Origin of the sequence: Hymenobacter baengnokdamensis (assembly GCF_008728635.1) — a bacterium.
Taxonomy (GTDB): domain Bacteria; phylum Bacteroidota; class Bacteroidia; order Cytophagales; family Hymenobacteraceae; genus Hymenobacter; species Hymenobacter baengnokdamensis.
The window spans coordinates 2,699,001-2,712,663 of record NZ_CP044285.1; the positions used below are offsets into that span (position 1 = coordinate 2,699,001).

Sequence of the window (13,663 nt, forward strand, 5' to 3'; positions counted from 1 at the left end):
GTGCGGGGGATTTTTTTGAGAATACCATGCTAGACACCATTGAATCGGCCATTGAAGACATTCGCGCCGGCAAGGTCATTATCGTTGTCGACGACGAAGACCGCGAAAACGAGGGCGATTTCATCTGCGCGGCCCGTTCGGCCACGCCCGAGGTTATCAATTTTATGGCCACCCACGGCCGCGGCCTCGTGTGCGCCCCCCTCACCGCTGAGCGCTGCGACGAGCTGGGCCTCGACCTGATGGTGGGCCGCAATACGGCCCTGCACGCCACGCCCTTCACGGTAAGCGTCGATTTGCTGACCAACGGCGTAACCACCGGCATCTCGGCTTCCGACCGCTCCAAGACCATCCTGGCCCTTATCGACCCGGCAACGAAGGCGGAGGATTTGGGCAAGCCCGGCCATATATTTCCGCTTAAAGCCCGCAAGGAAGGGGTGCTGCGCCGCGCCGGCCACACGGAGGCCGCCGTCGATTTGGCGCGCCTGGCGGGCTTTGAGCCGGCCGGCGTGCTGGTCGAGATTTTAAAGGAAGACGGGGAGATGGCCCGCCTGCCCGACCTGCGCCTCGTGGCCGAGCAGTGGGGGCTGAAGCTGATTTCGGTGCAGGACCTCATCAAATACCGCCTGGCCCAGGAAAGCCTTATTCAGCGCGAAATCACGGTGAAGATGCCCACCCAGTTTGGCGACTTCGACCTCTATGCCTACACGCAGCGCTCCAACGGGGTGCAGCACCTGGCGTTGGTAAAAGGGGATATTTCCGGCCCGGAGCCGGTGCTGGTGCGCGTGCACAGCTCGTGTATCACCGGCGATATCTTCGGCTCGTGCCGCTGCGACTGCGGCCCCCAGCTGCACAAGGCCATGCAGCAGATTGACCGGGAGGGCCGCGGGGCCATCATCTACATGAACCAGGAGGGCCGCGGCATCGGGTTGCTCAATAAGCTCAAGGCCTACAAGCTGCAGGAGGCCGGGCGCGATACCGTGCAAGCCAACGAAGACCTGGGCTTCCGGGGTGATGAGCGCGACTACGGCGTGGGCGCGGCCATCCTACGCGACCTCGGCATCCGGCAGATGCGCCTGCTCACCAACAACCCCAAAAAGCGCACTGGCCTGCTCGGCTATGGCCTCGAAATAACCGAAACCGTACCCATTGAAATCGTGCCCAACAAGCACAATCACTCATACTTAACCACCAAGCGTGACAAGATGGGCCACGACATCCTGCAAGCTATGAAGCCCGACACAGCGGCGTAAATATAGCAAATTATTAATACAATAAAAGCCCCGGCGCTGTTGAAGCGCACGGGGCTTTTTACTGCTGGCCGGTAAACCGGCTTGGCAGGAATATGGGCTACCGGGGCACCGCGCCCAGCCAGCGCAGCACCGGGTAGCGGCGGTAGCCGGGCTCGGCATAGGGCGAGTGCTGGTACACCCACTCCAGCTGCGCCGGACCGCTGGCAGCCAGGGCAGCATCGGTCTTTTTAGCGTCTTCGAGCTGCTGGCGTACGGCGGGGTTCCTGGTTAGAAAATCGGCGGCTAAATCCTCAAACACATAGTCGGAGTAGTGCTCTTTCTGCTGCAGGATGCTGTCGAAAAAGCCCCAGGCGAAAAACGAGTCGGTGGCCTGCGGCTCCAGGGCCTGCACGAGGTAGCGGGCGGCCGGACCCTGCTCGGCCAGCACGGCCAGGTAGTCGCCGGCGGCCAGCGTTGCGTGAGGCTCCGGGGTAGTCAGCATCCTCACCTGGCTGTGCAGGTAGTGGCCCTCGTAGGGCCGGGGGGTAGTTTTAAAATCGCCGATAGTGTACACCTCGGCCGGCCCGGTAAGGGGCTGCACTAGTGAGCGCAGCACTACGCCGTTGCGGCGCAGGTTTTCCGCTACTTCGCCCCAGGCGGCCGGAATGACATAGGCTGCCGGCGCGGTAACCGTAGCCGTGGCGCGGGCCGTGTTGTAGTAGCTCACGGGCCGGACGTAGGGCCGGGTGCGGTCATAATACAGGCGCGGTTTGCCGCTCACGGCGCTGGGCTTGTGGCCGGCCTCATAGCCGCGAAACTGCACCGTAGTGGTGGCCGTGTCGGTGAGAGCCCAGGCCAGCGGAAACTGCGTTTGGGCGGCCAGCGCCCGGTCGGCCTCAGCGCGGGCGGCGAGCAGCGCGGGCGCCTGGGCGGCCACGGTTTCGAGGTAGGTGAGCAGCAGGTCGTAGGTAGCCTGCACGCGAGGCCCGAACGCTTTCAGCATGTGTGTTTCCGGCATGAAGCCGATGGTGTTGAACAAGGCCGCGTAGCCGGTAGAGTAGCGCGGGCTTTCCAGGAAAGCCCGCAGGCCGCTCTCGGGCGTTTCGCCCTCAAAGTCGACGTAGGGCGTCATGGGCCACTTTTTCTGGTTCATGCCTTTGTAGAGCGCGGGCAGTAGCTTGTCTTGCAGATACGGCCCTAGCACCGGTCCCAGCTTGTCGGGCTGGGTCGGGATGAGCGTAATGGTATACTGGTAATCAGCGCCATTAGACGTGTGCGTGTCCACAAAAATCTCGGGCCGCCACTTCTGAAACAGCGCCGCAAACGAGCGCGCATTGCGCGAATCCTGCTTCACGAAGTCGCGGTTCAGGTCGAGGTGGCGGGCATTGCCCCGGAAGCCGTACTCGGCTGGCCCGTTCTGGTTCACGCGGGTGGTCGAGTTGCGGTTCAGCATCCCGTCGATGTTGTAGGCCGGGATGATGACGACCGTTACCTGTTGCAACAGCGCCTGAAGTTTTTTCTCGCGCAACAGGTTGCGGGCCAGCAGCATGCTGGCGTCGATGCCCTCGGGCTCGCCGGGGTGGATGCCGTTCTGGATGAACAGCACCGGCCGGCCCTTCGCCCGGCTGGCGGCCGGCTCAAAGGTGCCATCGGCCGAGAGCACAACCTCGTGCAGGGGCTGGCCGCTATCGGTGGGGCCGGCCTCGCGCAGTTGCATGGTAGCCGGGTAGGTGGCGGCCAGCTCTTTATAAAAGCCGATGCACTCGGCGTAGGTAGCGGTGGTGTTGTGGTGCGGGTCGCGCTCGAAGGGCGTACTGAAACGCGGGGCGGGGGCCGGGGTCATGAGCGAGGTGGCGAGTAGGAGGGAAGCCAGGAACATAGGGCGAAGGTACCTTTGCCAGCCGTGAGCTGCCCTGACCTGGGTCGGGGCCCGGCCAAATTTCCTTTTCTGACTTATGTCTTCCCGCCCCCTCATCCTTATCTCCAACGACGACAGCCTGACGGCACCCGGCATTGCGCACCTGGTGCGCCTCATGCGCGAGCTGCCCGCCGAAATAGTGGTGGTGGCTCCGGCCAGCCCGCAGTCGGGCATGGGCCATGCCATTACCATCGGCCACCCGCTGCGGCTCGACAAATCTACCCTTTTCGGCCCCGATGTAGAGGCCTACGCCTGCACCGGAACGCCGGCCGACTGCGTAAAAATAGCTAAACACTATATATTGAAAGACCGTCGGCCCGACCTCGTCGTGTCGGGTATCAACCACGGCTCCAACTCGTCGGTGAACGTGCTGTATTCGGGCACCATGTCGGCGGCGATTGAGGCGGCCATTGAGGGGCTGCCGGCCATTGGCTTTTCGCTCTGCGAATACGGCGACGACGCCGACTTTTCGCACGTGGGCCCCTGGGTGCTGGAGGTGTGCCGGCAGGCGCTGGCGCACGGCATTCCGGCCGGCACGGCCCTGAATGTGAATATTCCCAAAAATTCGGCCGGGCCAATTCAGGGCATCCGGCTGGCGCGCCAGGCCCGCGCCAAGTGGCAGGAGAGCTTTGAGCAGCGCCACGACCCCTACCGCCGCCCTTATTACTGGCTGCTGGGCGAGTTCGTAAACCAGGACCTGGGCCTCGACACCGACGAAGCCGCCCTGGCCGAAGGGTTTGTGTCGGTAGTGCCCTGCCAGTTTGACCTTACCAGCTACGTCGGCCTGGCGGCCATGGCGCAGGGCTGGCAGCTCGCGTTGCCGGCCAGCAGCGCCGCGGCTGCGCCCCCGCAACCCGTGCCGGGGGAGGATTACGGCCCCGCCACCCGGTGAGGCACCGGGAGGGCAGGCCGAAGGGTAGGCTATACTGCGCTGTGCTCGGGATGAGCTGCGCTTCGGCTTTCCTTCCGCTTGCCATATTTCACGGCCCGCACCAGCTTGTGCTGCTGCGCGGCATATGGCGTGCGCAGCACCCGCACGGGCAGCAGCCTGGGCGTCAGGGTACCGCCAGTGAGGTAGTGGGGGTGTTGGTGCGCGCCGTGCCCGGCTGGTGGCAGCAGCAGCACCAACAGCAGCAGACTTAGCAGGAGCGCCGGCGTTTTCATAGAGTATTCAGTTTGTACTCCAAGTTGGCGCGCAACCAGTGAATGCCGCATGAATACAGGTAGTTGACTCCGCTGGCCCGCCCGCGGGCGCGGCTAGTCGCTGCTCAGCCAGCCCTTGCGCCAAAAGTAATAAAGCTGCCCCAGCACAATCAGCGTAAGTACCACCAGCAGAACAGGGTAGCCCATGGGCGAATACAGCTCGGGCATATTCAGGGGCATCAGGTGGCCGTGGCCATCGTCGTGCTGAAAGTTCATGCCGTAGAGGCCCACCACAAAGCTGAGCGGAATAAAGATGGAGCTGATGATGGTCAGCACCTTCATTACCTCATTCATGCGGTTGCTCTGGTCGGAGAGGAAGAGGTCGGCCAGCGAGGAGATGTTGTCGCGGTAGCTCTCGGCCAGGTCCAGGGCCTGAATGGCGTGGTCGTAGGCATCGCGGTAAAATACCTTGAGCTCTTCGGGTACTACTTCATCGGGCAGGCGCAGAATCTCCGACATTTTATCGCGCTCGGGATACACGAGGCGGCGAAAGCGCACTACATCTTTCTTGATGCGCAGAATCCGGTTGAGCAGGCGCCGCTCGCGCCGCTCGTTGAAAATGCTCAGCTCCAGCTCCTCAATATAATCACCAATGGCCGCCATAGTAGGGTAGTAGTGGTCGAGCACTACATCGGTGAGCGCGTAGGCCAGGTAGCCGCTGGACTTACGCCGCAGCTGGCTGAAATTGGCCCGGATGCGGGTGCGCAGCACTTCCAGGCAGTCGTCGTAATCGTCCTGAAACGAAAGCACGTAGTTTGGCCCGGTAAAGATGGAGAGCTGGTCGTCGTGCACCGTCAGGTCGGCCGTAAACTCAGTCATGCGCGATACCAGAAAAAGGCGATTATCGTCGAACACCTCCACCTTGGCCCGCTGATAATCGCCGAGCACATCCTCCATTTGCAGGGGGTGCAGGCCAAAATCCGTCATGAGGCGCTCCATCAGCGGCAGGTCGCCGTAGCCGCGCACGTCAACCCAGTGCTTCAGCCCGGGCTGCCCGCTCAGGTAGTGCAGCAGCTCATCGTAGCGGTCGGTATATTCGGCTTCTTCGTGCACGCTCTCGTCGTACGACATCAGAAAGAGGCGCGGCTTAAGGGACTCGGGCGGCACGTGCAGCGTACCGGGGTGCTGGCCCACGTTCTGGTACAGGGCCTGGCGCCGGGCCTCCCGGCTGGGGGCCGCCGGGCCGGGGGCGGTGCGGGCCATAGGGGCCTTGGAAGAAGCCGGAGGGTTGGAAGCGGCCGGAGTCGAACCGTTAGGATTCATTAAAACGAGGGCAAAAATGCAAATAGCACCGCAAGGTGCAGTCCGAAAAACGAATTGCTGCCGGCTGCTGCCGTACTTTGCCCTGCCCGATAGCCTTGTGAAAACCGATAGTTTCCCGCCGCCCCTGCCTGGCTGGGCCGTATACGCCGCCGAAGCCCCGCCCGGACAACCACCGGCCGGGCCGCGCTGGCCGCTGGCCTTTGCCTCGTTTCTGTACCTTGAGCCGGCGCATCAGGCGTTGCAGGGAGCAAGCCGGGTGCTCAGCTTTTATCTGGAAGATGAAAGCGTTGGCCTCAGTGTGGCGCAGCTATTTATAGTGCCCGATTTTTTGGGGCCGGGCCGGGCCAGCTCGCCGGGCCGGGCTCCATTCGGGGCCGTGCAGCTGGCGGCCGGGGTGCCGCTGGCCGCGCTCCACCTGCTGCTCACAACGGCCGAGGCCGCCCTGCGCCAGCGCGGGCAGCGCACACTGCATATACGCGGCTACCCGTTTTGCTACGACCCCGCCGGAGCCGCGCTGCTGGCCGAAGCGCTGCGCCAGCGCCACTACACCGTGCCCCTGGCCGAGCAGAACTACTACCTCGATGCTACCCGCGATTACGAGGCGCACCTGCACCCCAGCGAGCGCCGCCGGCTGCGCCGCTGCCGCCAGCAGGGCCTCGTACCCGAGCAGGAGCCTCCCCTGATTTTGCCCTTGGCCTACGACTTCATTGCGGCCTGCCGGCAGGAGCGGGGGGTAGCGCTGTCGCTGCCCCTGACCCAGGTGCAGGAGTTGTTTCAGGTTTTCCCCGGCCAGCACCTGTTATTTTCGGTGCGCAAGCCGGGCGGCGACTGGGCGGCCCTGACCATCGCCATCCAGGTGAGCAGCGAAGTGCTGTATAATTTTTACCCGGCCAGCCCCAGGGCCGAAAACCACCTGAGCCCAGTTGTGCTGCTCAACGAAAGCCTGCACACCTATGCCCGTGCCTCCGGGCTGCGGGTAGTCGACCTGGGCACCTCCACGCTGCCCACCGGGCCAAACGAGCCCCTGCTGCGCTTCAAGCGCCACCTCGGCGGGGTAGCGGGATTAAGGTTAAGCTGGGAGAAAGTGTTATAAGGTAACGTGTTATGCAAATGAGTAAATTGAATTCAGGTATTGCCCATTTGTATAGCGCGTTGATTATTCAGCTGTTGGCTGGTGGTTGGTAGCTGTGCTAAATGCCTGCCTCCGACCTTTGTCTTATGGCTACCTCTGTTCGCGCTATCTGGCAAGGCTTCGTGCGTGGTTCGCTGGGTACGGGCGCAGCCGTGGCTGCGCGGGCCGTCGGCGCCCTGGTACTTAATAAGCTGGTGGCTTTGTACGGAGGAGCCGGCGGCCTCACTCAGCTCGCCCAGTTTCAAAACCTGATGGCCTTATTTGGAGCCCTACCCACCGACGGGGTGCAGGTGGGGGCCACGGCCCGGCTCGCTCCGCTGCGGCCCGGCTCGGGGCGCTACCGGGCCTGGCTGGGAGCTGCCCTGTTCCTGACGACGGTAGTTGGCCTGGCCGCCGGAGCGGTGCTGCTGGCTACTGGTGGCCCGCGGTGGTCAGTCGGCCCCGTCGGGTTATTTACCGGGGCAATGCTGCTGGTGATGGGGCAGGCGCTGCTAAGCACCGCCTTATTGGCTGCGGGCCGCCGCGGGGCCTACGTGGCCCAGTCCGTAGCGTTAAGCTTGCTTGGTACGGCGGCAGCCGCCGGAGCGCTGGCTGCTGGCTGGTCGTTGCCGCGTGTGCTGCTGGCTTATGTGGTCGGGCAGGCGCTGACTTTGCCGCTGGCCCTGGGAGCAGCCAGGCGGGCCGGATTGCTACAGGGCCTGGGCTTGCGGTGGCCCAGTTCGAGCGCCCAACGGGGCCTGCTGCGGTTTGTGCTGATGGCGGCCGGGGCGCTGCTGTTTGGCCGGGCCGTTGATTACGCCGTGCGCGCCTGGCTGATGGCTCACTTTGCGCCTGCCCAAACCGACCTGTGGCAGGCCGTTGCGAAGCTGTCCGACAACTACACGCTGGTGGTCACGGCGCTGCTTAGTACGGTATTTTATCCCCGGTTAGCGGCGCTGGTGGCTCAGCCGGCGCAGGCCCGCCGCTACCTGGGGGCAGTGCTGGGCCTGCTAGCCACCAGCCTGGCCGCCGGACTCGGGGCAATATACATTTTTCGGGATATACTGCTGTCGTTGTTGTTTGCCCCTCGTCTGCTGGCTGCCCGCGACCTGCTGGCCCCCCAGCTGCTTGGCGATTGGGCCAAGTTTTTAAGCTGGGTATTTCTATATCAGCTGCTGGCGCGTGCCCGCACCTGGCCTTACCTGGCTGTGCAGGCTGCCTCGGCGGCGCTCTACGTGGCGCTGCTGGCAGGCCTGCTCCCCAGGTTTGGGCTGCACGGGCTGGTGCTGGCCCATGCCGCCCGCTACGGAGTGCTCGTGGTGGCTTGCGGAGCTTGGTACATTTGGAAATAATATTCTCTTATGGGTAATATGTAAATGGGTAAGCCAGAGAGTAAATTGGTTTCCGATAAGGTAAGCGTTACGGCGATGGCTTCCGCTCAGCCGCTCGTAACGGTTGTCGCCTTGTGCCACAACCATGCGCCCTACCTGCGCGAAGCCCTTGATTCGGTGCTGGCTCAGGACTACGCGGCGCTGGAGGTCTGGCTGGTAGATAATGGCAGCACCGATGGCAGCCCAGCCATTCTGCAGGAATATGCGCAGCATAACCCCGCCTGGCACTTGCTGCTGCTGCCCGAAAACCTGGGCAACTGCCGCGCCTTCAACCAGGCTTTCTTTCAAAGCCAGGGCGAGTTTGTGGTCGACTTTGCGACCGATGACGTGCTGCTGCCCCAGCGCCTGAGCCAGCAGGTGGCCCTGTTTCGGCAGCTGCCCCCCGATTATGGCCTGGTGTATTCCAACTGTGAGCTTATCGGCGAAGCCGGCGAGGTACTGGGGTTGCACCACCGGCCGGCCGGAGCCGGGCGCCTGAACCCGCACCCCGCGAGCGGCTGGGTTTTTACGGACGTGCTGACGCGCTATTTTATCAGTACCCCTACTATGCTCATGCGCCGGGCTACGCTGCTGGCTTTGGGGGGCTACGACGAAACCCTGAGCTACGAAGACTTCGACTTCTGGGTGCGAGCCAGCCGCGACTGGCGCTTTCAGTACCAGGATGCCGTAACGACCCGCAAGCGCCGACACCCGCGCAGCATGAGCGCCCAGATAACCCGCGCCCACGACCCTTACCTGGCCTCCACGCTGCGGGTGTGCGAGAAGGCGCTGGCGCTGTGCCGCACGCCGGCCGAGCTACGCGCGCTGGCCCGGCGGGTGCGCTACGAGCTGGGCCACGCGGGGCGCCGCCGGCAGTGGGCCGCGGCTGGCCAGGCCCTTCGGCTACTCATGAATATAATCGGCCGGGTCGTAGGGCTGCGAGGCCAGGCATAGCAGCACCGCCCCCGGCCCAAAGTGGATTTCGGGCCAGCAGTGCGGCGGCAGGTAAAGGGCCTGGGTGGGCTGGCTGAGGCAGAAGCGCAGTGGCTCTTCGCCTTCGGCCTGCATCACGAGGTCAATGCGCCCGTGTACGGCCACTAATAATTGCTCGAGGGTGTGGTGCGCGTGGCGGCCCCGCACCCGGCCGGCGGGTACCTCCGTTATCCAGTAGGTGCGCTTCACGGCAAAAGGAAGCTGGCCGTCTTCAGCTACGGTGAGCCGGCCGCTGTCGGCTGCGCCGTGACTGGGAAGGGTTAGCAGGTAAGGAAGCGTCATGCAGCAAGAGTGGCCGGCAAAGATAAAGCTGGGCCGCTTAGGCTACCCACCCTTAGTATGGGCATGGTTACGCTGGTATTGATAAGTCCAGTCAGCCCGGCGGGCCGGTAACGAACTACAAAAACCGCTGTTTTAAGGCGGGCGTCGGGAGCAGGCAGCTTTCCTGGCGGCCAAACCAGCGGTAGCGGTGGCGCGCTACGTAGCGGTACAGGCCGTCGCGCCAGGCGCCGGGCAGCAGCCAGCCTGCACCCGCCAGCCGCCAGGGCCATCCCAGCTGCCCGGCAATGCGCAGCACCGCCGCCGAGTGTGAGTAGACCTGATTATCTTCTACCAGGATAACCGACTCGGGGCTGGTCAGGGCGCTGGCGGCCACACCATGCGCGGCCAGCAGGGCCTGGCCAGCGGCGCTTTGCAGGGCGGCAAAGCGGAAGCGGCCCTGCGGGTCGTGGCGAATAACGAACTGCACAAAGCCGTTGCACAGGTTGCAGACGCCGTCGAAAAGAATAGTAGCCATCAGGGGTGCGTAACAGAGAGCAAAGCCAACTAGCGTAACGCGGAGGCCGCTTATAGGTTTGCGGCGGGTAGCTATTGTCGTTGAGCAAGAGCATGTTTACGTATTTACCGCTACGTAATTTTCCTAAAAAAATACGCACTTTTCACGTCGTTGCTGCCCAACACCTTGCCGTATAAGCAGGCTGTAGTACCACTCATTTTCTTCATTTTATGCCTAAACTCACCTCTCAACTCACGCTGGCAGCATTAGTCTTCGGCCTTACCCTGCTCGGCGGCTGCAGCAGCAATAATAAGGATGGCAGTGGCTCCACCAGCGGCACTTCCAGCAATAGTGGTACCGGTACCGGCACCGGCGCTGACACCAGTATGGGCAACGACTCTTCGGCCTCTACGGCTGGCAGCATGAGCGGCAGCGGTTCTACGGCCGGAAGCAGCACGGCGGGCAGCAGCGGCTCAACGGCGGGCGGCAGCACGGGTGGGGCCATGTCGGGCTCTACCAGCGGCGCAGGCACCACGGCCGGGGGCGGTAGCACGGGCGGAGCCGCTGGTGGCTCTACCGGTCAGTAAATCACCTTTTTTAACTCTTTACCTTTCACCTTTTCCTCTTACCCACCATGAAAAAGCACATTCTTGTAGGTAGCGCCCTCGCGCTCGCATTTGCATTTACCACCGGCACCGCCTGCGCTCAAACTGGGGGCAGCACGTCTGGCTCGACTTCCGGCTCTACTTCGGGTAGCGGCATGAGCACTTCCGGCTCTACCTCGGGCAGCGGTATGAGCACGTCGGGCTCGACCTCCGGCTCTTCGATGGGCTCGACGTCGGGTTCGCGTATGGGCTCAACCAGCGGCAGCTCTTCTTCGGGCGGCCACCGGGGCAAAGGCCGCTCGCACGGCAGCAAGTCGGGTAGCGGCAGCATGTCGGGCAGTACCTCGGGCAGCACCTCAGGCTCGACTGGCGGCGGCTCAACCCAGCGCTAAGTTTTTTTAGATTGCCACAAGGCGAAAAGGAAAACCCGTTTGGGGCTACCTTTTCGCCTTGTTTGGTTTGTACCTGAGCCCTTATGCACAGCCTTTGGCAGATAATACGACGGCCGTTTGTACTCGATTTGCGGGCGTTGGCGTTGTTGCGCATGGGCACGGCCGCGCTGCTGGTGCTCGACCTGGCCATTCGCAGCACCGACCTGGAGGCACATTATTCTAATAAGGGCGTGCTGCCGGTGGCAGTGCTGTTCGACCACGTCTGGACGGCCTACCAATTTTCGCTGCACGCGGCCAGTGGCCTGTGGCAGGTGCAGGCCGTGCTTTTTTGCCTGGCGGCGGTAGTGGCCGGGGCACTGCTGCTGGGCTACCACACGCGCCTGGCTACGCTGGCCTCGTGGGTATTACTGGTGTCGCTGCAAAATCGCAACCCGCTCATCGGGCAGGGCGGCGACGACCTGCTGCGGATGCTGCTGTTCTGGGGCTTCTTTCTGCCCTGGGGGCGGGTGTGGTCCCGGGATGCCCGCTCGCAGCCGGCTCCCGAGCGCTACGCCTATTGCAGCGCCGCTACCCTGGCCTACATCGGGCAGCTGGCTCTGGTGTACTGGTGCACGGCCCTGCTCAAAAGCGGCCCCGAATGGACCCGCGACGGCACGGCCCTTTACTACGCCCTCAGCCTCGACCAGTTGCTGCTGCCGGGCGGGCGCCTGCTCTACCCGCACCCCGACCTGCTGCGCGTACTCACCTTCGCCACCTGGTATATTGAGCTGCTGCTGCCGCTGGCCTTGTTTATTCCCTTTGGGGTGAAGTGGTGGCGGCTGCTTGTTATCGGTGTGCTCGTGGGCTTTCACCTGGGCATCAGCCTCACGCTGTTTGTGGGAATATTCTTTATTGTTAATATTGTATCGGTGCTGGGGCTGCTGCCACCCGTGGCGCTCGACTGGCTTACCCGGCGCCTGGTGCCGCATGCCGAGCGCACCCGGCGCTGGCACGCCCGCCTGCCCGCCTGGCAAAGCCCCTGGCAGCTACGCATCGAGCGCACGCGGCCCCGGTCGCCTGGTAGCGTAAAGCTCTGGCGGGCAGTGCGCGACGGCTTCGTTTTCAGCGTGTTCTTCTACGTATGCTGGTGGAATCTTGATGACGTGGCCGGCCCCGCGGGCCGGTGGATGTCGGAGCCCACCCGCTGGTTTGGCTACTTGTTTCGCGTTGACCAGCACTGGGGGATGTTTGCGCCCTCGGTTTTTAAAGACGATGGCTGGTACGTGCTGGAGGGCACCACTCAAACTGGCCGGGTACTCGACCTCAACCGTGGCGGCGCGCCCGTGAGCTACGTAAAGCCGGCGGCCGTGGTGTCTTTATTCAAGAACGACCGCTGGCGAAAATATTCAGAAAACTATTTATTTGTCAATAATGCCTGGATGCGGGGCTACTACTGCAACTACCTGCTGCGCATCTGGCACGAAAACCCCGCCCACCCGCCCCTGCGCCACCTCTCGGTAGTGTATATGAAGGAGGTGTCGCAGCCCGACTACCGGGTGCCGCCCGCCACCCACGAGGTGCTCTGCGACTGTGAGCCGGCTCCCGCTCCATAAGGTTGCCAGTTGGGTGGTCCGCTTACTACAGCGGCAGAAATATCTTGTATTCCTGCGGCTATTTTGCGGCGGGCTCCTTCACTTCCTCCACTTCTACGCGGCGGTTGCGGGCATCGGGCGAGGGATATAGCGGCCGCGCGTCGCCGTAGCCAACGGTGCTGATGCGCTCCGCTGCTACGCCGGCTTTTACCAGATAATCCTTCACGGCAGCGGCCCGCTGCTCTGATAAAAGCTGGTTTTTTTGCGGCTCGCCCACGCGGTCGGTGTGCCCGGCTATGCGCACGCGCAGCGCGGGCCGGGCTTTCAGCCCGGCGGCCAGCTGGTCGAGGGCCGGGGCAGATTCGGGCAGCAGCTCGGCCGTAGCTAGCTTGAATAATACGGTGGGCAGCACCACCGGCGCGGGCGCTACGGGTGCCGACGCCACTGGCCGGGGCCGCACCGTGTCGGGGCGCGGAGGCGCGGGAGGAACGGGTGCCGGCTTAAAGGAAGGGCGGGGAGCCGCAGCCTTGCCCGTAACCCGAATCGTGATGGGCACCACCGGGCTTTCGGCGGTCGGGTAAAACCCCTGCGTGAGGTAAAAGGTGGTGGTTTTACTGAGCCTGGTGCGGTAGGTGTTGCCGGTAGCCAGCGGATGCTTCAGCTCAGCATCGGCAAACCAGCGTACGCTGCGCCCCGATACCCGCAGGCTGCTTAGTGCCGCGGCAGGTACCGTGGCGGCCGACTTCAGCTTGATGCGGTAAAAGGTAAACTCGCCGGTATCGCAGTCGAGCATGGGGCGATAAGTGGCGTGGCCGGTGAGTTTTTCCTCCGTGGCATCGTAGCTGAAGCTAATGGCCCCCGCGCACCAGCCCGAAAAGGGGGAGCGGCCGGTTTCACTCAGCTTGCGCACGTGCTCCAGCTGCAGGCCGTCGGGCGTGGGGGTGCCGTCCATCTGAAACGTAACGGAGATAGCGGGCTGCCCGCCCACTTCCTGGTACAGCACCCCGAACAGGCTTTCGCCTTTGCCGGTTTGCACCCGCAGCACGGCCGGCCAATAGTGTTTTTCGCCCGGCTTGGTTTCTACGCCCTGCCATACGCCGGTCAGCGACTGGGCTTGTAATACGTGGGCCGGCGCGGCCAGCACCACTGCCAGCAGCTGGCCCCAGAGTCTGCGTTTCATGGGGCTAAAATACCATCAGGCAGGATAACGAAAAAAGTCGGCCATACATAGTA

General features: G+C 63.4%; 14 protein-coding genes. 8 read left to right on the forward strand and 6 right to left on the reverse strand.

Annotated elements, in window-relative coordinates; translation table 11 throughout:
• Nucleotides 1-26 precede the first annotated feature (26 nt).
• Complete coding sequence (locus F6X24_RS11495) at nucleotides 27-1,250, forward strand: bifunctional 3,4-dihydroxy-2-butanone-4-phosphate synthase/GTP cyclohydrolase II (RefSeq protein WP_151088131.1); 1,224 nt, start codon at nucleotides 27-29, stop codon at nucleotides 1,248-1,250.
• 97 nt (nucleotides 1,251-1,347) lie between these two features.
• On the opposite strand, the gene F6X24_RS11500 is transcribed toward F6X24_RS11495, so the two are convergent.
• Complete coding sequence (locus F6X24_RS11500; protein ID WP_151088132.1) at nucleotides 1,348-3,108, reverse strand: M14 family zinc carboxypeptidase; 1,761 nt, start codon at nucleotides 3,106-3,108, stop codon at nucleotides 1,348-1,350.
• A 76-nt stretch (nucleotides 3,109-3,184) separates the two neighbouring features.
• On the opposite strand from F6X24_RS11500, the gene surE reads away from it, so the two are divergent.
• On the forward strand, nucleotides 3,185-4,039 hold the full coding sequence (surE, locus tag F6X24_RS11505; protein WP_151088133.1) for a 5'/3'-nucleotidase SurE: 855 nt from the start codon (nucleotides 3,185-3,187) through the stop codon (nucleotides 4,037-4,039).
• Nucleotides 4,040-4,068: 29 nt separating this feature from the next.
• On the opposite strand, the gene F6X24_RS11510 is transcribed toward surE, so the two are convergent.
• Nucleotides 4,069-4,311 carry a hypothetical protein gene (locus F6X24_RS11510; RefSeq protein ID WP_151088134.1) on the reverse strand — a complete coding sequence of 81 codons (243 nt, stop codon included), beginning with the start codon at nucleotides 4,309-4,311 and terminating at the stop codon, nucleotides 4,069-4,071.
• A gap of 93 nt (nucleotides 4,312-4,404) precedes the next feature.
• A complete protein-coding gene (gene corA, locus F6X24_RS11515; protein ID WP_229725060.1) occupies nucleotides 4,405-5,553 on the reverse strand; it encodes a magnesium/cobalt transporter CorA in 1,149 nt (382 codons plus the stop codon).
• A 157-nt stretch (nucleotides 5,554-5,710) separates the two neighbouring features.
• On the opposite strand from corA, the gene F6X24_RS11520 reads away from it, so the two are divergent.
• From F6X24_RS11520 to F6X24_RS11530, 3 genes are all read left to right on the forward strand, one after another.
• Nucleotides 5,711-6,706 (forward strand): hypothetical protein, encoded by a 996-nt coding sequence (locus F6X24_RS11520; RefSeq protein WP_151088136.1) that lies wholly within the window; start codon nucleotides 5,711-5,713, stop codon nucleotides 6,704-6,706.
• A 125-nt stretch (nucleotides 6,707-6,831) separates the two neighbouring features.
• Nucleotides 6,832-8,076, forward strand: a complete 1,245-nt coding sequence (locus F6X24_RS11525) for an MATE family efflux transporter (protein ID WP_151088137.1) — start codon at nucleotides 6,832-6,834, stop codon at nucleotides 8,074-8,076.
• Nucleotides 8,077-8,151: 75 nt separating this feature from the next.
• The gene (locus tag F6X24_RS11530; protein ID WP_191906301.1) at nucleotides 8,152-9,048 is read left to right on the forward strand and encodes a glycosyltransferase family 2 protein; all 897 of its coding nucleotides are present in this window, start codon (nucleotides 8,152-8,154) and stop codon (nucleotides 9,046-9,048) included.
• Here the strand turns inward: F6X24_RS11530 and F6X24_RS11535 are convergent.
• Nucleotides 8,998-9,369: a sugar 3,4-ketoisomerase gene (locus tag F6X24_RS11535; RefSeq protein ID WP_151088139.1), complete on the reverse strand. Its 372-nt coding sequence runs from the start codon at nucleotides 9,367-9,369 to the stop codon at nucleotides 8,998-9,000. The two genes, F6X24_RS11530 and F6X24_RS11535, sit on opposite strands and share 51 nt — an antisense overlap.
• 115 nt (nucleotides 9,370-9,484) lie before the next feature.
• Nucleotides 9,485-9,883 (reverse strand): thiol-disulfide oxidoreductase DCC family protein, encoded by a 399-nt coding sequence (locus tag F6X24_RS11540; protein ID WP_151088140.1) that lies wholly within the window; start codon nucleotides 9,881-9,883, stop codon nucleotides 9,485-9,487.
• A 209-nt stretch (nucleotides 9,884-10,092) separates the two neighbouring features.
• Here F6X24_RS11540 and F6X24_RS11545 point away from each other — a divergent pair, with 209 nt between their 5' ends.
• The 3 genes from F6X24_RS11545 (at nucleotide 10,093) to F6X24_RS11555 (ending at nucleotide 12,451) form a co-directional block, all read left to right on the forward strand.
• The gene (locus F6X24_RS11545) at nucleotides 10,093-10,449 is read left to right on the forward strand and encodes a hypothetical protein (RefSeq protein WP_151088141.1); all 357 of its coding nucleotides are present in this window, start codon (nucleotides 10,093-10,095) and stop codon (nucleotides 10,447-10,449) included.
• A 47-nt stretch (nucleotides 10,450-10,496) separates the two neighbouring features.
• Entirely contained in the window at nucleotides 10,497-10,859 is a 363-nt protein-coding gene (locus F6X24_RS11550; protein ID WP_151088142.1) for a hypothetical protein, read from the forward strand.
• Nucleotides 10,860-10,942: 83 nt separating this feature from the next.
• Nucleotides 10,943-12,451 carry an HTTM domain-containing protein gene (locus tag F6X24_RS11555; RefSeq protein WP_151088143.1) on the forward strand — a complete coding sequence of 503 codons (1,509 nt, stop codon included), beginning with the start codon at nucleotides 10,943-10,945 and terminating at the stop codon, nucleotides 12,449-12,451.
• 58 nt (nucleotides 12,452-12,509) lie between these two features.
• Here F6X24_RS11555 and F6X24_RS11560 read toward each other — a convergent pair whose 3' ends face one another.
• Nucleotides 12,510-13,610: an OmpA family protein gene (locus F6X24_RS11560; RefSeq protein ID WP_229725062.1), complete on the reverse strand. Its 1,101-nt coding sequence runs from the start codon at nucleotides 13,608-13,610 to the stop codon at nucleotides 12,510-12,512.
• Between the last annotated feature and the right edge of the window lie 53 nt (nucleotides 13,611-13,663).